The sequence below is a fragment of the Enterobacter sp. SM3 genome (assembly GCF_009811935.2).
In the GTDB taxonomy this organism is placed as follows: Bacteria; Pseudomonadota; Gammaproteobacteria; order Enterobacterales; family Enterobacteriaceae; genus Enterobacter; species Enterobacter asburiae_D.
The window spans coordinates 4,550,474-4,568,512 of record NZ_CP099971.1 but is presented as its reverse complement, the minus strand read 5'-3'; the positions used below and the strand labels follow the sequence as shown (position 1 = coordinate 4,568,512).

Annotated in this window: 15 protein-coding genes; 6 read left to right on the top strand and 9 right to left on the bottom strand. The window is 56.8% G+C overall.

Annotation, left to right across the window (positions count from 1 at the left end):
• The first annotated feature begins 187 nt into the window (after positions 1 to 187).
• The gene (locus GVO84_RS21500) at positions 188 to 1,681 is read left to right on the top strand and encodes a M16 family metallopeptidase (protein ID WP_121426181.1); all 1,494 of its coding nucleotides are present in this window, start codon (positions 188 to 190) and stop codon (positions 1,679 to 1,681) included.
• A gap of 88 nt (positions 1,682 to 1,769) precedes the next feature.
• On the opposite strand, the gene GVO84_RS21495 is transcribed toward GVO84_RS21500, so the two are convergent.
• Entirely contained in the window at positions 1,770 to 2,699 is a 930-nt protein-coding gene (locus tag GVO84_RS21495) for a sugar kinase (RefSeq protein ID WP_159515093.1), read from the bottom strand.
• A 229-nt stretch (positions 2,700 to 2,928) separates the two neighbouring features.
• Here GVO84_RS21495 and pdeH point away from each other — a divergent pair, with 229 nt between their 5' ends.
• Positions 2,929 to 3,702: a cyclic-guanylate-specific phosphodiesterase gene (gene pdeH, locus GVO84_RS21490; RefSeq protein ID WP_121426179.1), complete on the top strand. Its 774-nt coding sequence runs from the start codon at positions 2,929 to 2,931 to the stop codon at positions 3,700 to 3,702.
• A 65-nt stretch (positions 3,703 to 3,767) separates the two neighbouring features.
• Positions 3,768 to 5,810, top strand: a complete 2,043-nt coding sequence (locus GVO84_RS21485; protein ID WP_159515092.1) for an AsmA family protein — start codon at positions 3,768 to 3,770, stop codon at positions 5,808 to 5,810.
• 93 nt (positions 5,811 to 5,903) lie between these two features.
• On the opposite strand, the gene GVO84_RS21480 is transcribed toward GVO84_RS21485, so the two are convergent.
• From GVO84_RS21480 to GVO84_RS21470, 3 genes are all read right to left on the bottom strand, one after another.
• On the bottom strand, positions 5,904 to 7,226 hold the full coding sequence (locus tag GVO84_RS21480) for an MFS transporter (protein ID WP_023333763.1): 1,323 nt from the start codon (positions 7,224 to 7,226) through the stop codon (positions 5,904 to 5,906).
• Positions 7,227 to 7,486: 260 nt separating this feature from the next.
• Positions 7,487 to 8,512 (bottom strand): inner membrane protein YhjD, encoded by a 1,026-nt coding sequence (gene yhjD, locus GVO84_RS21475; RefSeq protein WP_159515091.1) that lies wholly within the window; start codon positions 8,510 to 8,512, stop codon positions 7,487 to 7,489.
• A 52-nt stretch (positions 8,513 to 8,564) separates the two neighbouring features.
• On the bottom strand, positions 8,565 to 9,464 hold the full coding sequence (locus tag GVO84_RS21470; protein WP_159515090.1) for a LysR family transcriptional regulator: 900 nt from the start codon (positions 9,462 to 9,464) through the stop codon (positions 8,565 to 8,567).
• Between the two features lie 119 nt (positions 9,465 to 9,583).
• On the opposite strand from GVO84_RS21470, the gene GVO84_RS21465 reads away from it, so the two are divergent.
• Positions 9,584 to 10,342, top strand: a complete 759-nt coding sequence (locus tag GVO84_RS21465) for an SDR family NAD(P)-dependent oxidoreductase (RefSeq protein WP_121426174.1) — start codon at positions 9,584 to 9,586, stop codon at positions 10,340 to 10,342.
• Positions 10,343 to 10,515: 173 nt separating this feature from the next.
• Complete coding sequence (locus GVO84_RS21460) at positions 10,516 to 11,115, top strand: helix-turn-helix transcriptional regulator (protein ID WP_159515089.1); 600 nt, start codon at positions 10,516 to 10,518, stop codon at positions 11,113 to 11,115.
• Here the strand turns inward: GVO84_RS21460 and GVO84_RS21455 are convergent.
• Together GVO84_RS21455 and GVO84_RS21450 are read right to left on the bottom strand one after the other, a co-directional pair.
• Complete coding sequence (locus GVO84_RS21455; RefSeq protein WP_121426172.1) at positions 11,094 to 11,432, bottom strand: lysozyme; 339 nt, start codon at positions 11,430 to 11,432, stop codon at positions 11,094 to 11,096. The genes GVO84_RS21460 and GVO84_RS21455 overlap by 22 nt on opposite strands.
• Positions 11,433 to 11,503: 71 nt before the next feature.
• Complete coding sequence (locus GVO84_RS21450; RefSeq protein WP_159515088.1) at positions 11,504 to 12,043, bottom strand: GNAT family N-acetyltransferase; 540 nt, start codon at positions 12,041 to 12,043, stop codon at positions 11,504 to 11,506.
• 148 nt (positions 12,044 to 12,191) lie between these two features.
• Between GVO84_RS21450 and GVO84_RS21445 the strand changes: the two genes are divergently transcribed.
• Entirely contained in the window at positions 12,192 to 13,781 is a 1,590-nt protein-coding gene (locus GVO84_RS21445) for an STY4199 family HEPN domain-containing protein (protein WP_159515087.1), read from the top strand.
• A 107-nt stretch (positions 13,782 to 13,888) separates the two neighbouring features.
• On the opposite strand, the gene GVO84_RS21440 is transcribed toward GVO84_RS21445, so the two are convergent.
• The 3 genes from GVO84_RS21440 to GVO84_RS21430 all read right to left on the bottom strand — a co-directional run bounded on the left by GVO84_RS21440 (position 13,889) and on the right by GVO84_RS21430 (position 17,986).
• Positions 13,889 to 15,538 (bottom strand): alpha,alpha-trehalase, encoded by a 1,650-nt coding sequence (locus GVO84_RS21440; RefSeq protein WP_159515086.1) that lies wholly within the window; start codon positions 15,536 to 15,538, stop codon positions 13,889 to 13,891.
• 181 nt (positions 15,539 to 15,719) lie between these two features.
• A complete protein-coding gene (gene gorA / locus GVO84_RS21435; protein ID WP_159515085.1) occupies positions 15,720 to 17,072 on the bottom strand; it encodes a glutathione-disulfide reductase in 1,353 nt (450 codons plus the stop codon).
• A gap of 71 nt (positions 17,073 to 17,143) precedes the next feature.
• Entirely contained in the window at positions 17,144 to 17,986 is an 843-nt protein-coding gene (locus tag GVO84_RS21430; RefSeq protein WP_023333753.1) for a 23S rRNA (adenine(2030)-N(6))-methyltransferase RlmJ, read from the bottom strand.
• Between the last annotated feature and the right edge of the window lie 53 nt (positions 17,987 to 18,039).

The following is an 18,039-nucleotide window of genomic DNA, read 5'->3' as shown; positions in this document are numbered from 1 at the left end:
CTCCTGCGCATAATAACTGTTCGTACCTGTCATAATTCGACAAGATTTTTTTTGGGTATATTTCACTTCGGACCGTGACGTTTTGCCGAACGCGCGGTCTAATCGACGTGTTTTCATCGTCATCTTTAAGAGTGAAGCGCGTCGCGAAACACTCTTTTTTAACCAGGAATGTTGATCAGGGGTTCACATGCAGGGCACAAAAATTCGACTCTTAACCGGCGGTTTGCTGATGATGGCAGCAGCCAGTTATGTGCAGGCAGATGCGCTCCAGCCAGACCCGGCCTGGCAACAAGGGACATTAGCGAACGGTTTTCAGTGGCAGGTGTTAGCCACTCCGCAACGTCCCAGCGATCGTATTGAAATCCGTCTGTCTGTTAATACCGGCTCCCTCACTGAAAGCACCCAGCAAACCGGTTTTAGCCACTTTATTCCCCGGCTGGCGCTCACGCAGAGCGGCAGCCTGCAAGCGGTTCAGGTGCGTTCCCTTTGGCAACAGGCCATCGATCCGAAACGCCCGCTCCCCCCGGCTGTTGTCTCGTATGACTACACCATGTTTAACCTGAGCCTGCCAAACAACCGTAACGACCTGCTTAAAGAAGCGCTTACGTATCTCTCCGATGCCTCTGGCAACCTGGCGATAACGCCGGACACCGTCAACTATGCGCTGAGCAACAGCGACATGGTGGCGACCTGGCCTGGGGATACCAAAGAGGGCTGGTGGCGTTACCGCCTGAAGGGCTCAACGCTACTGGGACACGATCCGGCCGAACCGCTGAAACAGCCGGTGGACGCCGAACAGGTAAAATCGTTCTACCAGAAGTGGTACACCCCGGACGCGATGACGCTGATCGTGGTGGGCAACGTGGACAGCCGCGCGGTGGTGGAGCAGATCAACAAAGCGTTTGGTGATTTGAAAGGCAAGCGTGAAACGCCAGCCCCTGTTCCGACGCTTTCTCCGCTGCGTGCAGAGCCTGTCAGCATTATGACGGATGCCGTGCGTCAGGATCGCCTCTCCATCATGTGGGATAACGCCTGGCAGCCAATCCGCGAGTCCGCGGCGATGTTGCGCTACTGGCGTGCCGATCTGGCGCGTGAAGCGCTGTTCTGGCACGTTCAGCAGACGCTGAGCAAGAACAACGTGAAGAATATCGGTCTTGGCTTTGACTGCCGCGTGCTGTTCCAGCGTGCGCAATGCGCCATCAACGTTGAATCGCCGGGCGATAAGCTGAATGCCAATCTGGGTGTGGTCGCGAAAGAGCTGGCAAAAGTGCGTAAAGAGGGGCTTTCCGAAGAGGAATTCAACGCTCTCGTGGCGCAGAAAAAACTCGAGCTGCAGAAGCTGTTTGCGACCTACGCTCGCGCCGATACCGACATTCTGATCAGCCAGCGAATTCGCTCTCTGCAGAATCAGGTGGTCGACATTGCGCCGGAACAGTACCAGAAGCTTCGTCAGGACTTCCTCAACGGTTTGACCGTCGATATGCTCAATCAGGATCTCCGTCAGCAGCTGTCGCAGGAGATGGCGTTGATCCTCCTGCAGCCGAAGGGCGAGCCGGAATATGACATGAAGGAACTGCAGAAGACCTGGGATTCCATTATGGCTACCGCGCCGCAGCCAGCGCAGGCCGCCACGGCTGATGATTTACATCCGGACGCGACGGATATTCCGCAGGGGCAGTAATCCCCTCACCCCGGCCCTCTCCCCAAAGGGGAGAGGGTGTTCATCGTTCCCTCTCCCCTTTGGGGAGAGGGTTAGGGTGAGGGGGAGACTAAACAGGCATCGCCTCACGCGGAATAATCGCCCCGCGATACTGAATCACCGTGCTGGCCGTCAGGTGCCCACGCTGTGCCGCCGCTTCCGGTGTTCCCCCCGTCAGACGTACCGCCAGATAGCCCGCGCTGAATGAATCGCCTGCCGCCGTGGTATCAATCACTTTCTCTTTGGCAAGCTTCACCGCCGGAACGTCAATCAGCGCTTCACCCGCCACCGCGACCAGGCACGACTCTGCACCGCGCTTAATCACCACTTCGCTCACGCCTGCCGCCTGGGTGCGTGCAATCACGTCTTCTACCGGTTTCTCACCCCACAGGGCGTCTTCATCGTCGAGCGTCAGGAAGGCGATGTCGGTGCACTGCAGCATCTGTTGATAGACCTGCTGCGTCTCTTCGCGGCTGGCCCACAGGCGCGGGCGGTAGTTGTTATCGAAAATAACTTTCCCGCCGTTTGCACGGCATTCGCGCAGCAGCGAGAGCAGCTTTTCTCGGCTGGCGGGGCTTAAAATCGCCAGGCTAATGCCGCTCAGATAGAGATAGTCAAATGTCGCCAGCTCTTCACAGATGGCCGCGGCCGCGTCGCTCTCCAGCCAGAATTTGGCCGCGGCTTCGTTACGCCAGTAATAAAACGTGCGTTCGCCGGTGCTGTCGGTTTCGATGTAATAAAGCCCCGGGAGGCGGTTTTCCATGCGCTGAATCAGCGACGTTTCAACATGTTCACTCTGCCAGGCCTCCAGCATTTGCTGGCTGAAGCTGTCCGTGCCCAGGGCGGTAACGTAGTTCACGGTAAGCGCGTCAGGCGCGACCTGACGGGCAATATAAACGGACGTGTTTAACGTATCGCCACCAAATCCGCGGCTGACTTCCGCGCCTTTTTGTGACAGCTCAATCATGCATTCGCCAATCACGGCAATTTTTTTGGACATAGTCGTGAACCTGAACAGAAGAATTATCAGCAGTGTGCGCTGAGTGAATTAACCGGTCAACTATATTAAAACAACGTTCCATTATTTTATTTGAGCCAGCGCGTGTTCCCGCGCATTTCTGTCATCTTAATTTCATTTTCCCGGTGAATTGAACATAAAGTTCTCAATTGTCGCGCCGATAATCCTGTGACGAGTCCAGAAAGGCTATCCCAACAACAGGACATCTGAAATGAAGTCAGAGCAGGTTATCCAGCGGCTGAGCACTACGCCTGAGGCAAGTATTGAGAACTTGCAGGAGCATCGCTACTGGCTGCAATGTGAGCGTGCGTACACCTATCAGCCGATCTACCGAACAGACGGTCGACTGATGGCAATTGAGATTTTGACCGTCGTTACGCACCCCTCAAACCCTACTCAGCGCATCGCGCCGGATCGCTATTTTGCCGAAGTTGCCGTTCGCCAGCGCCTGGACGTGCTGGAAGAGCAGCTTCGCATGCTGGCGACGAAGCAGTCCTTTTTCGAACGGCACGATATCCTCGCCTCGGTGAACGTCGATGGCCCAACCCTGCTGGCGCTGCGCCAGAACGCGAAATTGCAGGAGCTCATCGCCACTCTGCCGTGGATGCGTTTTGAGCTGGTGGAGCATGTCCGCCTGCCGCAGGATTCCTCGTTTGCGTCGATATGCGAATACGGCCCGCTGTGGCTAGATGACTTTGGCACCGGCATGGCGAACTTCTCCGCCCTGAGTGAAGTGCGCTACGACTACATTAAAGTTGCCCGCGATCTGTTCATTATGCTGCGTCAGACCCAGGAAGGGCGGAATCTATTTACGCTGTTATTACAGCTGATGAACCGCTATTGCCAGGGCGTGATTGTTGAAGGTGTGGAAACACTGGAAGAGTGGCGTGATGTGCAAAACTCTCCCGCAGCGGCGGCGCAAGGCTATTATCTCTCTCGCCCGGTACCCATGGATCGCCTCGATAGCGTTATAACGACCCTCTGATAAGCCCGCTTCCCTTTGTCTGGACTATAGTTTTACAGAACAGGTCATCAGGAAAGGGGATAAAAATGACGAGAACAACCAGGGTAATCTCCTGGACAGCAGGGATTTTCTTGTTGTTGATCGTGGTCGTCGCCATCATTATTGCGACGTTTGACTGGAACCGTCTCAAGCCGACCATCAACCAGAAAGTCTCAACCGAACTGAACCGCCCCTTCGCCATACGCGGTGATTTAGGGGTGGTGTGGGAGCGTCAGAAAGAGGAGCCAGGCTGGCGAAGCTGGATCCCCTGGCCACACGTCCATGCCGACGACATCATCCTCGGCAACCCGCCGGATATCCCGGACGTCACAATGATCCACCTGCCGCGCGTTGAAGCCACGCTGGCTCCGCTGGCGCTCCTCACCAAAACGGTCTATCTGCCGTGGATCAAACTTCAGCAGCCCGATGCGCGCCTGATCCGACTCTCAGAAAAAAACAACAACTGGACGTTTAACCTTGCCAGCGACAGCGAAAAAGATCCGAATGCCCAGCCTTCTTCCTGGTCATTCCGTCTCGACAATATTCTTTTCGATCGCGGACGGATCGCCATCGACGATAAGGTCAGCAAGGCGGATGTGGAGATCCTGGTCGATCCGCTGGGCAAACCGCTGCCGTTTAGCGAGGTCACGGGCACGAAAGCAAAAGGCGACGCGGCAAGCGTAGGCGACTATGTCTTCGGCCTGACGGCAAAAGGGCGCTACAACGATCAGCCTCTCAGCGGTAAAGGGAAAATAGGCGGCATGCTGGCGCTGAGGAGCGAAGGCACGCCGTTCCCGGTGCAGGCGGACTTCCGTTCCGGTAACACCCGCGTGGCGTTCGTGGGCACGGTCAACGATCCGATGAATATGGGTGGCGTCGACCTTCAGCTTAAATTTGCCGGTGATTCGCTGGGCGAGCTGTATGAACTGACCGGCGTACTGCTGCCGGATACCCCGCCGTTCGAAACGGACGGGCATCTGGTTGCCAAAATCGACACCGAAAAATCGTCCGTTTTTGACTACCGGGATTTCAATGGCCGCATCGGCGACAGCGATATCCACGGCACCCTGACCTACACCACCGGGAAACCGCGCCCGAAACTGGAAGGGGATGTTGAGTCCCGTCAGCTGCGTCTGGCCGATCTGGGTCCGCTGATTGGCGTGGATTCGGGCAAAGGAACCAAGTCGAAAGAGGTCAAAAAGGACGTTCAGCCTGCGGGTAAAGTGCTGCCTTACGATCGCTTCGAAACCGACAAATGGAACGTGATGGATGCGGATGTGCGCTTCAAAGGTAGAAAAATTGAGCATGGCAGTACGCTGCCGATCAGCAATCTTTCGACCCATATCCTCCTTAAAAACGCCGACCTGCGCCTGCAGCCGCTGAAGTTTGGCATGGCGGGGGGGACGATCTCCTCGAACATTCACCTGGAAGGCGATAAGAAGCCGATGCAGGGACGGGCGGAGATCCAGGCGCGTCGATTGAAGCTGAAAGAGCTGATGCCGAACGTAGAGTTGATGCAGAAAACCCTCGGTGAAATGAACGGTGATGCCGACATTCGCGGCGTGGGGAACTCGGTGGCGGCGCTGTTGGGCAGCGGCAATGGCAACCTGAAGCTGCTGATGAACGACGGGCTGGTGAGCCGCAACCTGATGGAGATCCTGGGGCTGAACGTGGGTAATTTCGTTATCGGGCAGATCTTCGGTGATGACGAGGTGCGGGTGAACTGCGCGGCGGCCAATCTGGATCTGGTTAACGGCGTGGCGCGCCCGCAGATTTTTGCCTTTGACACGGAAAACGCGGTGATTAACGTGACCGGTACCGCGAGCATGGCCTCGGAGCAGCTTGATCTGACGATTGACCCGGAAAGTAAGGGGATCCGTATCATCACCCTGCGCTCGCCGCTTTACGTGCGCGGGACCTTCAAAAATCCGCAGGCGGGCGTGAAGCCCGGACCGCTTATTGCGCGCGGCGCAGTGGCTGCGGCGCTTGCGACGCTGGTCACCCCAGCCGCAGCGCTGCTGGCCTTGATTTCGCCGTCAGAAGGCGAGGCGAATCAGTGCCGGAATATTTTGTCGCAGATGAAGAAGTAGGGTGCGGCCTGTTTTTGCCGGGTGGCGCTGCGCTTACCCGGCCTACCTTTGAATCGTAGGCCGGGTAAGGCGTAGCCGCCACCCGGCATTAGCTTACAGAGCCTGGTGCTTTGTCTCATGCGTCAGCAGCAGCGCAATCAGCGTCAGCGCCGCCATGGCCGCCAGATAGACGCCCACATAGAACAGACCATAGTTCGCCTGCAGCCAGGTAGCGATATACGGCGCAACGGATGCGCCCAGAATTGAGGCTACGTTGTAAGAGAACGACGCGCCCGTATAACGCACTTCCGTCGGGAACAGCTCCGGCAGCAGCGCGCCCATCGGGCCGAAGGTCAGCCCCATCAGGCTCAGGCCAATCAGCAGATACGCCATCACCAGCGCAGGGCTACCGGAACCCAGCAGCGGCGGGAAGACGAACAGCGCGAACAGAATAATCAGCGTGGTGATCACAATCATGCTTGAGCGGCGACCAAACTTATCCGCCAGCAGACCTGCAATCGGCACCATCACACCGAAGCCAATCACCGCCATCATCAGCATCCACAGCACTTCGTTACGCGGCAGACCCAGCCCCACCGGCGCGGCGGCGGTGCTGTACGTCATGGAGTAGACGGTCATGATGTAGAACAGCGTATAGGTTGCCAGCATGATAAACGTGCCCAGCACGGTCACGCGGACGTGTTTGGTCAGCAGCGTTCCCAGCGGTACTTTTACCTGTTTTTTCGCAGCCGCGACTTTGGCAAAGACCGGCGTTTCGTGCAGGGAGACGCGCACATACAGACCAATCAGCACCAGTACGGCAGAGAAGACAAACGGAATACGCCAGCCCCAGCTCATGAACTGTTCATCCGTCAGCAGCCAGGAGAGCAGCAGGAACGTCCCGTTGGCAAAGAAGAAGCCAATCGGTGCGCCAAGCTGCGGGAATGAGCCATACAGCGCGCGCTTGCGCGCCGGCGCGTTCTCGGTGGCCAGCAGCGCCGCGCCGCCCCATTCACCGCCCAGGCCCAGACCCTGACCAAAACGCGCCAGCGCCAACAGGACCGGCGCCAGAATGCCGATGGTTTCATAGGTCGGCAGCAGACCGATGGCCACGGTGGAGATGCCCATCGTCAGCAGCGAGGCCACCAGGGTGACTTTGCGGCCAATGCGATCGCCAAAGTGTCCAAACAGCGCAGAGCCAATCGGACGCGCAACAAACGCGATGGCAAAGGTCGCCAGAGACTGCAGCGTGGCCGCCGTCGGATCCCCCTGCGGGAAGAAAATATGCGGGAAGACGATGACCGCGGCGGTGGCATAAATATAAAAGTCGAAGAACTCAATGGCGGTGCCAATCAGCGATGCGACGACAACTTTATTGCGCGAATTTACCGGAACGTTTTCCGTTCCTGAGTCGAGTGTGGTGGCTGTTGCTTGCATAATATTTTCTTATTTTTGTCGAACGAAAGGCCATATTACGCACAGCAAAAGCGACATTTCAATCTGTAACAAAGCTGCGCGCTGGTGATAAAAGCAACAAAAAGCGGATAATTTTCAGGCCAGCCAAAACACGTCTATGAAATGCTTCACAGATTTTAAATATCAGTCAATTAAACTGGTTTTCAGTTAAATAAAAGTTACGGACTGGATTTATATGCTGAAATGATGAATCGGGCTGAAATTTCAGCCCGAGAGCGGGGTTATCGGTGCGTTTTGCCCGGCATTCGCGGGTCGTCTTTGTACTCGGCGGTGGCAATCCACGCCGCGCAGAACAGGGTTAAACGCGCGAAGAAGTAGAAGAACGCCATCAGCCCCAGCACCGAGCCAAAGGCCGCGCCAGACGGGGATTTCACCAGTGACGGCAGCGTGTAGGTCATCACGATTTTAATCACTTCAAAGCCGATCGCCGCAATCAATGTGCCGCGGATCAGCGCCTTCTTGCGCGGACGATGGCGGGGCAAGCGCCAGAAGATCCAGAAGAACAGCAGGTAGTTGGCGAAGATGGAAATGGCCAGACCAATGCCGCGCCAGGCGGGCTTCAGCCATTCGATGTAATCAAGGTAAAGCGCGGAGATGATCATCTGCTGCGCCGAGCCCGCCACGGAGGTAATGGAAAGCGTCACGATGAGCGCGACAAGCAGGCCAATCAGCGAAACAAAATCGCGGAGATACTTAACCCAAATTTTCTCCTGGTCCTGCGGCTTACGCTCCCAGACATCGCGCGACTGGGCGCGGATGGCCTCGCGCAGGTTGCCCATCCAGTTAACGCCGGAGTAAAGGGCAATCAGCAAACCGACGATGCCGACGGTGGTACGCTGCTGAACGGCGGTATTGATGGTGCTTTTGAGCGTGCTGGCCAGGGTCGGGTCACTGACGTTATTCAGGATCTTATTGAAGATATCCTGCAGCAGCGTCGGGTGCGACGCGAGCACAAAACCTGCCGCCGCAAACGACACCATCAGGATCGGGATCATCGACAGGAAGGAAAAATAGGTGATGGCGGCACCAAACTGGTTTCCCATGCGGTCATTAAAGCGCTCGGTCGCGCGGATCAGATGCGCAACCATGGGAAACTGCTGAATTCTCGCGGCAAGGCCGGTGACGGTCCCCAGCGCTTTACTGGCGGCGCCTGGCGATGTGGCCTCTTCAGGCCCGGTTTCCATCTTTTTGACGGGCTCATACTCTAAATGTTGGGTGGGTCGTTGCGGATTGTTTTCCGGCGTCACGCGTCTTTTCCTTTTTGTTGAGCTGGATATGTTTTTGAATTATAGCTTGCGACTAGTCCACGTAAGCTTTTGTGAGTGCAGTTAGCCACTCCATGAACAGATGGACCCGTCGGGAGAGGTTGCGGCGGTGGGGATAAATCAGGGAGACAGGCATCGGTTCGGCCCGGTATTGCGGGAGGATCTCAATCAGTTTCTTCGCGCGCAGCAAATCGCGCACCCCAACCCGCGGAACCTGAATAATGCCCAGCCCGGCGAGGCAGGCGGCCTGGTAAGTTTCCGTGCTGTTAACGGTTAACACCCCGCCCGTTTTTATCCACTGCGTCGCACTGCCGTTATAAAACTCAAAGCCCTGCGGGCGGGTTCCCAGCATCGCGGCGTAGTGGATCACCGCGTGTGAGCCTAAATCGTCCAGGGTATCCGGGTAGCCAAATCGCGCCAGATAATCCGGGCTGGCGCAGTTAATCACCGACAGCTTGCCCAGCGGACGGGCAATCAGCCCTGAATCCTTGAGCGTGCCGACGCGGACGACGCAATCAAACCCTTCACGGATCACATCCACCAGGCGATCGCTGCTGCTGAGCTCCAGCTCGATACCCGGATACTGCTGTAAAAAAGCAGGCAGTTTAGGGATGACTAAATTTCGAGCAACGCCGACGGGCATATCTACGCGCAGACGGCCGCTGATGCTGGAGGGATCGTGCTGAAACATGCCGTCGAGTTCATCAAGGTTTGCCAGCAGATCTTTTGCCCGCTCGTAATAGACCATGCCGTCCTGCGTCAGGCTGACGCGGCGCGTGGTGCGGTGCAATAGCTGGGTGCCAAGCCGGTTTTCCAGAGCCTGAATTTGTCGTGAAACGCTGCCTTTCGGCAGGGTTAATGTTTCGGCCGCGCGGGAAAAACTCTCTAGTTCCGCGACGCGGACGAATAGCTGCATTGCGTGAATTTTATCCATAGAGGAAGCTCATTGTTGTTGCTGCTGAAACAGTGAAGCGCTTTAACCCATCTTTATTGATTTTCTATCACCTAATAAGCTCTTTCTCAATCTCCTTAACAGCCAAAACGAGGTATATGATGAGTGAACGTATCGCATTAGTGACGGGTGGTAGCCGCGGTCTGGGTAAAAACGCTGCGTTAAAGCTGGCGGCAGACGGCACGGGAATCGTCCTGACATATAACCGTAGCCAGCAGGAAGCGCTGGATGTTGTGCATGAAATTCAGCAAAAAGGCGTCAACGCAGCGGCATTACAGCTCAACGTCGGGGATATCACGGGTTTTGATACTTTTGCCCAACAGCTTCAGGAAACCCTTAGGACCGTCTGGCAGCGTGAAACCTTTGACTATTTATTGAACAATGCCGGAACGGGTTTATATGCGCCCTATACCGACACGACGGAAGCCCAGTTTGATGAGGCGCTGAACATTCATTTCAAAGGACCTTTCTTCCTGACCCAGCGCCTGCTGCCGCTGCTTAACGACGGGGGACGGATCCTCAACGTCTCCAGCGGGCTGGCCCGTTTTACCCAGCCAGGCTCAGGAACCTACGCGGCCATGAAGGGGGCGATGGAAGTGCTGACGCGCTATCAGGCGAAGGAGCTGGGCGCGCGCGGGATCGCCGTCAATATCATTGCGCCGGGCGCGATTGAAACCGACTTTGGCGGCGGACGCGTGCGCGACAACGCGGAGCTGAATCAGCTGCTGGCCTCGCAGACGGCGCTGGGACGGGTGGGGCTGCCGGACGATATTGGCGATGCCATTGCGGCACTGCTGAGCGATAAACTGGGCTGGATGAATGCGCAACGTATTGAAGTGTCAGGCGGTATGTTCCTGTAATGCACGCGCGTAAGGGGAAGGAACCTCTTAAGGAAATCCTTAACATGAATGTGTCTAAATACGGGCAGATATAAAGAACTCGGGGGGATTTGTAACGTCTCCATTCGTTGAGTTTTTTCTTAAATCACCCCTCTGTAGAATCCCCCTTCGCTATTCTCAGAGGGAGAAAAACGATGCGAGTAATCATGTTTGACAGGCAGTCACTCTTTATTCACGGAGCGATACACAGTCTTCAGGCGCTAATTCCGGAAATAGATATGACAGGGACCTGTCAGGCAGACGATTTATGGGCGCAGGTTTCCGCTTCACCGTCAGCTATCGTCATGATTGACGGGAATTTAATTGATGATGAGGGGAGCGCTTTGCTGGAAGAGATGCTGCAACGCTTTCCGGCGATACGCGTGATTCTGGTTCTGGCGAAAAAAGAGGCCAGATGGGTTGAGCAGTTGCGGCAGCGAAACGTCATGGCCATTATTCCCCGAAATGCCCACCCGGAGCGCTTTTCCGCCGTGCTGGATTCGGTGTCCAGAGGGATGGTCTGTTTTCCCGGAGAGTGGGTCAGACAGCCGTCGTCGCAGGCGTTATCATCCCTGAGCGAGCGTCAGCGCGACGTGCTGAAATTGCTGGCGGCGGGGGAGTCAAACAAAGAGATTGGACGCAATCTCAACATCAGCGCGGCCACGGTAAAAGCGCACCTTGAGGCGCTTTTCCGGCGGCTGGAGGTGAAAAACAGAACGCAGGCTGCCCTGTTCTATACCCGTGCAACGGCCTGAAAAATCGCGTTTGGGAGCGAAGGCATCTCGCCGAAGCTGAATATCATCATAACCAGCGCATCATGCTGCTGTTGGGTTAATGGGCGTGTCACGCTTTCCCGCAGCAGCGCCTCACACCGCTGAATATCGTCATGCAGCAAATCTTCTGCCTCGGCAGGCGTGATGGGGCCGCGAAAATGCGCCCGATCGCGGAGCACGTGACCATAGCCGATAACCCATAATCCGTTTTCGTCACGATATTTTTCCAGAGAAAGACCCTGATATTTTTTTATTAACGCAATGGCGGCAGAAGATATTTTCAGCGCATGACCTTTCATATTCGTTTCCTCTTAATAGCGACACTGTAGAGGAAACGACGTTCGAGAAATATCCGCCAAATGGCTGTTGATCAGGAATTATTATTCAGGTATTCCTGCTGTAATAAACCAAATAACCAGTCATTTTGCCAGCGACCCGCGAGGTAATAGCTTTCGCGTAATTCGCCTTCCAGGCGAAAGCGCGCTTTTTCCAGCAGGCGTCTTGACGCGGTATTCCCCGCGGTGACGGTAGCGGTGAGTCGACGTATACCGCCCTGATGAAAAGCATAATCGCAAAGCGCTGTCAGGGATTCAAAGCCGTAACCTTTCCCCTGCGCCTCGGGTGCGAAAAGGAAGCCCACTTCAGCACAGTCCTCCTCCCGATGAATATACCCGGTAACGCCCAGCGGGGCCTGGGAGGCGGCGTCACGTACGACTAGACAAAGCCAGTGCGCGCTGCCCGGTGACCAGGGCGTCAGGCGCGAATCAAACGCCTCGCGGATCGCCGCGACGGGGCGGTCTTCCGCCACAAAGCGCATCACGTCCGGGTGCTGCTGGAGCGCCAGAAAAAAGGGCCAGTCTTGTTCCTGCAGAGGCGAACAGGTAAGGCGAGGGGTAATTAAAACCGGCATTCAGATTCTCCTGAAACATTTTAAATGATTTTAGGGTTGTCACTTTATTTCAACAGAAAGTCAGGTATGGTTAACCGCGTATAAATAAAAAGAAAAAGGGCCGTCTCGTGCCCATTCCGGATGTCTTCGTTGTCGCTTAAGGAAAACAATGACTCTCAGCACATCACACCATATTCGCGAACAGTTCGAACACTGTCTGGCGGTCATTCGCCATGCGTCGGTGGAAATTTTGCTTCTTCTGAATGTACATGCTTCTGAGGGCAAAGATCCACGCTGGTTCCTGGAACAACTCGACAGCGCGCGATTAGCTCTGGGCGGCTGGGGAGCCGTTGCGAAAAAACTCAACCTGAATGATGCCGAGATGTCGGAATTTACGCTCCAGCTGCGTCTGCTGCAGCAGCGCGTTCCGCAGTATGAAAGCGGACAGGATGTGAGTGAAAACCAGCTTATTGCGGCGATGCGGTTTGTGACCGCGCTCGAACATCTTCGCCTGCAGCAGCCGCTGTTGACCTACAGCACGGACCTGGCACCGGGAAGCGAACTTCAGCAGCAGCAGGCGCAAAAGCAGGTACGCGCGATTGAGCTGATGATTAAAGGGCTCATCCAGCAGGCCTGGCCCGATCAGGTGCGGCTGAACAACCATCTTAAGACCCTGTTTAACGCTGACCGCGTGCGGCGCTGGCTGAAGCTTGGCGAGATCAACGATGTCCTGAGCGGCATGATGTTCAGCGAGCTGGCGCAGATGCTGGTGGATAAAAAAGAGTTCAGCCGCTATTACGCCTCGCTGTTCAGCGACCCGTCTATGCTGACGCTGCTGGTTGAACCGCGCAAAACGCTGCAAACCTTCCTCGACGACATTCGACAAATCCGCAACAGCATCACCGTTCAGAAAACGCTAAGCTCGGCGCAAATTCAGCTGTTGGATAACTACTACGCGCAGATCGCGCGGCCCGTTCAGCGCGCGTTTGAAGAGGGGAGAACGCGCGTCAATCCGGCCGGATTTATGGCGGTAGATGCCAGCGAACTGCATACCTTCTGGGAAAAGGCGCAGAAAATGGATCGGGTCACCGGTGGGGATCTGTTTGAAGTCCGTGACACCATTGAAAAGCCGACCCAGCGCGCGCCGCGCAGCCCCGAACAACGCGAGCAGCTTATTTCCGGTGCGCTATGGGGGGCGGTTGGCGTTATGGTGATTGCCATCGTGGCGGGGGGATTCTGGCTGGTGACCAGCAGCAAACCGCAGCCTGCGACCGCCAGCGCGGCTGAAGCGGCCCCTCCGCAGGAAATGCGCGAGACGCCTTCCTCGCGTGAAACGCTCACGCGCATGGGGGTGACCTGGGACGAGAATAATTTCCGCTCGGCCATCAACCGCAACGATACCCGCGTGACCCTGCTGTTTTTGCAGGGCGGTATGGACTGGAAGCTCTCCTGGACCGAAGAGGCGATGTCGGCAGGCTATGACGATGTGCTGGAGCTGATGTTACGCTACCGGCAGAACATGGTGGAAGAGAAGCCGTGCCGTCGCTTCATCAACACGCTCAGCCACGCCATGTCGAACGGCGAGTCTCTGACCTCGGTACGTAAAGAGTATCTCAAAGCATTCTGCACCGTGCCTGCCGTGGTGAAACGCCAGCAGCACGATCTCGACATGGCCATACGCCGCGCGCAGTCGCAGCCGGATGCCGCTTCGAAAAAATGGCAGTCCATTCAGACTGCCATTTATGAGGTGATTCGCTAAAATTTTTCACCCCTCACCCTAACCCTCTCCCCAAAGGGGAGAGGGAACGTGAACACCCTCGCCCCTTTGGGGAGAGGGCCGGGGTGAGGGGCCAGACCGCACCCCACTTAAGGCTCCCCATACAGCCCAATCAGCCGCCGCACCACGCCGTTCGTCCAGCCGAAACCATCCTGCAGCGGATACTCGCCCCCGCCACCTTCTCGCGGCGTACTGCTGGCGATGTGGTACTTCTCAATCAGCTTGTGATGCGTCTGATAAAAATGGTTCACCGTATGCAGCCAGCTCCAGGCGATCTCATCCCCCAGCGAGTCGTTGCCGTACTGCTTGAACCCCTGAATCGCCATCCACTGCAGCGGCGCCCAGCCGTTGGGTTTATCCCACTGCTCGCCGGTTTCGTACTCGGTGGCCAGAATCCCGCCTGGCGTCAGCAGCCGCGCTTTGACCGCATCAGACAGGCGCTCGGCCTGCTCGTGCGTCGCCATGCCCACGTACAGCGGCACAATGCTGGCTGCCGAGAACAGCGCCTGTTCCTCACGCCGCCAGTCGTAATCGCGGTAACAGCCGCTCTCCTCGTCCCACAGATAGCGGTTCACCGCCGCGCGCCGATCGTTGGCTTTCTGGCGGAACGCCTCTGCCGTCTCTTTATCTCCTTTCGACGCCGAGATGTTGGCGATAGCGCTTTCCAGCTTGAACAGGAAGGCGTTCAGATCGATGGGGATAAACTGCGTCGTGCGGATGCTGGCGAGCCGCGACGGATCGCGCAGCCAGCGGGACGAATAATCCCAGCCGGACGCCGCTCCCGCGCGCAGATCGCGATACACCTCGTTGGGCGGACGACCCGAGTGGCGGGCAGTTTCCACGTCCTCAATCCACGATTCGTCGCGCGGGGTATCGCGGTCGTCCCAGTAGCGGTTGAGCAGTGAACCGTCCGGCATGCGCACGGCGCTGCGGTACGCCTGGTTAAGCAGCAGCGACTCCGCGCCGTCCATCCAGAAGGCGTACTCCATTTTGAGGTGGTCCAGATAGCGTTTCGCACCGCGCACGCCGTCCTCCTCGAACAGCTCCACCATCAGGGCAAAGACCGGCGGCTGCGAGCGGCTGAGATAATAGGTGCGGTTGCCGTTGGGGATATGGCCGTAGCGTTCAATCAGCCAGGCGAAGTTGTCCGCCATACATTTAAGCAGATCGTTACGGCCACTCTCCGCCAGCCCCAGCATGGAGAAATAGGAATCCCAGTAGTAGGTCTCGCTGAATCGCCCGCCGGGGACGATATAGGCCTGCGGCAGCGCCAGCAGGGAAGACCAGGGAATATGATCCTGCGGCTCGCGCGTCAGCACCGGCCACAGGTTATCAATGTGCTCTTTCAGGGAAAGGCCCGGGTCGGAGACATATTCTGTGCCGTACGTTTCCGGCATCCAGAAGTGGTTCTCCACAAACTGGCGCAGGTCGAAATCCCGGTGGCGTCTGACCTTGCGGTAGCGGATCAGGATATCCAGCGGATCCATCTTCGGCGCGCAGTCGGGGAAGGTTTTACTGTCCGCAAACAGCCGCGACGACTGCACATGCTCGAACAGTTCAAGATAGCGGTCTGCGGGCGTCAACGCATCGGAGGCGGGTAGCCCCTCGATCATTTCGGGTTCCGGCTCCGCCTCAATCATTTCATCCAGTTTCAACTCGCAGGGATCGGTCTCGTAGCGCAGCTCTTCTGCAATCTCGAACTCGATGTTCTCGGTAGCCTGTAGTTTCTGGTTGAACATGGTGATTGGGACCTCCGGTTGTGTGTTCAAAAGACAGGTTTATCCGGGCGTCTTATAAGCGTAGACATTCGCTTCGGTAGTTGGGGAGGGATATGTGCAGTAGATCACTATTTTCGGAGCATTCGTTTTGCAACGATTTATGAATGTTAAAAAAATGCCCCTCCGGGGAGGGGCATCAGGATTAACGCATGGTCACAAACTCTTCCGCGGCCGTCGGGTGGATTGCCACCGTGTTGTCGAAGTCTTTCTTGGTTGCGCCCATCTTCAGCGCCACGGCGAAGCCCTGCAGGATCTCGTCCATGCCGAAGCCGATGCCGTGGATACCGACAATCTTCTCGTCCGGGCCCACGCAGACCAGCTTCATGCGGCATGGCTGACGGTGCGAGGTCACGGCGGTGTACATCGCGGTAAATGCCGATTTATACACTTTCACCTGGTCGTCGCCATACTGCTCGCGCGCCTGCGGCTCGGTTAAGCCGACGGTGCCGATTGGCGGGTGGCTGAAGACTACGGTTGGGATAAGGTTGTAATCCAGATGCTCGTCCGGCTTGTTGTTGAACAGGCGCTCAGAGAGACGACGACCTGCCGCAACGGCCACCGGCGTCAGCTCAACCGCTCCGGTATTATCGCCGACCGCATAAATGCCCGGTACGCTGGTGTTCTGGAATTTATCGACGACGATATAGCCTTTTTCGTCGGTTTTCACGCCGGTCACGCCGAGGTTGAAGTTATCGTTCGCTGGTTCACGACCAATCGCCCAGATCAGGCAGTCGACGGTCTGGCTGCGACCATCTTCAAGCTCAAGCGTCAGGCTGCCGTCCGCATTTTTCACCACCGCTTTTGGTACGGCGTTGGTTTGCAGGGTCGGGCCTTCAGCGTTCATCACTTCAACCAACGTGTCGACGATCAGCGGGTCAAAGCTGCGCAGCGGCGCATGTTTACGCACGAACAGGTGCGCTTCTGCGCCCAGGCCGTTAATCACGCCCGCCAGTTCTACGGCAATGTAACCCGCGCCCACGATGGCGACGCGTTTAGGCAGGGCAGGCAGCTCAAAGAAACCGTCGGAGTCGATACCGTATTCTGCACCTGGAATATTAGGGTGGCTCGGACGGCCGCCGGTGGCGATCAGGATGTGATCGGCGGTGATCGTCTCACCGTTCACTTCGATCGTTTTCGCGTCCACAAAGCGGGCGAAGCCGTGGATGACGTCAACGTTATTTTTACCCAGCACGTTGTCGTACGAGGTGTGAATACGGTCGATGTAGGCGGTACGGCTGGCGATCAGCTTGTCCCAGTCGAAGTGGTTGATGGTGGTGTCAAAGCCGTAGTCCGGGCCATACATATGGATAGCTTCACGGATCTGCGCCGCATGCCACATCACTTTCTTCGGTACACAACCCACGTTCACGCAGGTGCCGCCCAGCGCTTTGGCTTCAATCAGCGCGCACTTCTGGCCGTACATGGCTGCACGGTTGATGGAGGCGATGCCGCCGCTGCCGCCGCCGATTGCGATGTAGTCATAATGCTTAGTCATAGCTTTTGTCCTTAATCGTGAATTGCCGCGATTGTATACCTGAAATCAATAGTTTCCACCGATGGCTGCGATTACTCCGGCACGATCCAACTGACGGTGGCGTGGCCTGTACCCGCTGGCACCAACGTTTTATGCAGCCACGGCAGCACGTTGTTCATCTGCGCTTCGAGCTTCCACGGCGGGTTGATCACAATCATCCCGGAGGCGGTCATGCCGCGCTGATCGCTGTCCGGACGTACCGCCAGCTCAATCTGCAGGATTTTGCGGATGCCGGTCGCTTCCAGGTCTTTGATCATGCGTTTGATTTGCGCGCGCAGCACCACCGGGTACCACAGGGCGTATGTCCCGGTGGCGAAGCGTTTGTAGCCTTCGTGGATACCGGTCACCACCGCCTGATAGTCGGTTTTGATTTCGTACGGCGGGTCGATCAGCACCAGGCCGCGACGGGAAACCGGCGGCAGCTTGGCTTTCAGCTGCTGGTATCCGTCGGATTTTTCCACGCGGGCGCGGCTGTCTTTCTGGAATTCAGAACGCAGCAGCGGGAAGTCGCTCGGATGCAGCTCGGTCAGCTGGAGGCTGTCCTGCTCGCGCAGCAGCTGGCGTGCAATCAGCGGCGAGCCCGGGTAGTAGCGCAGCTGGCCGTTGCGGTTGAAGTGATTCACCACGCCGATGTACGGCTCCAGCTCGGCAGGCAGATCGTCCTGCTGCCAGATGCGGGCAATCCCTTCCAGATATTCACCGGTACGCTCGGCATGCTCGCCGCTCAGCTGATAACGGCCCGCGCCCGCGTGCGTGTCCAGATAGAGAAACGGCTTCTCTTTCTCTTTGAGCGATTCGATGATCAGGCTCTGAACGGTGTGTTTAAGGACGTCGGCGTGGTTGCCTGCGTGGAAGCTGTGGCGATAACTGAGCATGGGTAATGATATTCCGCTGAATTGACGATTTGCCACAGTTTACAGCAGAACGG

What these genes read in the sequence shown, in the direction of transcription:
- GVO84_RS21500 (WP_121426181.1), top strand. Translation starts at nt 188, where the DNA reads ATGCAGGGCACAAAAATTCGACTCTTAACCGGCGGTTTGCTGATGATG.
- GVO84_RS21495 (WP_159515093.1), bottom strand. Translation starts at nt 2,699, where the DNA reads ATGTCCAAAAAAATTGCCGTGATTGGCGAATGCATGATTGAGCTGTCA.
- pdeH (WP_121426179.1), top strand. Translation starts at nt 2,929, where the DNA reads ATGAAGTCAGAGCAGGTTATCCAGCGGCTGAGCACTACGCCTGAGGCA.
- GVO84_RS21485 (WP_159515092.1), top strand. Translation starts at nt 3,768, where the DNA reads ATGACGAGAACAACCAGGGTAATCTCCTGGACAGCAGGGATTTTCTTG.
- GVO84_RS21480 (WP_023333763.1), bottom strand. Translation starts at nt 7,226, where the DNA reads ATGCAAGCAACAGCCACCACACTCGACTCAGGAACGGAAAACGTTCCG.
- GVO84_RS21470 (WP_159515090.1), bottom strand. Translation starts at nt 9,464, where the DNA reads ATGGATAAAATTCACGCAATGCAGCTATTCGTCCGCGTCGCGGAACTA.
- GVO84_RS21465 (WP_121426174.1), top strand. Translation starts at nt 9,584, where the DNA reads ATGAGTGAACGTATCGCATTAGTGACGGGTGGTAGCCGCGGTCTGGGT.
- GVO84_RS21460 (WP_159515089.1), top strand. Translation starts at nt 10,516, where the DNA reads ATGCGAGTAATCATGTTTGACAGGCAGTCACTCTTTATTCACGGAGCG.
- GVO84_RS21455 (WP_121426172.1), bottom strand. Translation starts at nt 11,432, where the DNA reads ATGAAAGGTCATGCGCTGAAAATATCTTCTGCCGCCATTGCGTTAATA.
- GVO84_RS21450 (WP_159515088.1), bottom strand. Translation starts at nt 12,043, where the DNA reads ATGCCGGTTTTAATTACCCCTCGCCTTACCTGTTCGCCTCTGCAGGAA.
- GVO84_RS21445 (WP_159515087.1), top strand. Translation starts at nt 12,192, where the DNA reads ATGACTCTCAGCACATCACACCATATTCGCGAACAGTTCGAACACTGT.
- GVO84_RS21440 (WP_159515086.1), bottom strand. Translation starts at nt 15,538, where the DNA reads ATGTTCAACCAGAAACTACAGGCTACCGAGAACATCGAGTTCGAGATT.
- gorA (WP_159515085.1), bottom strand. Translation starts at nt 17,072, where the DNA reads ATGACTAAGCATTATGACTACATCGCAATCGGCGGCGGCAGCGGCGGC.
- GVO84_RS21430 (WP_023333753.1), bottom strand. Translation starts at nt 17,986, where the DNA reads ATGCTCAGTTATCGCCACAGCTTCCACGCAGGCAACCACGCCGACGTC.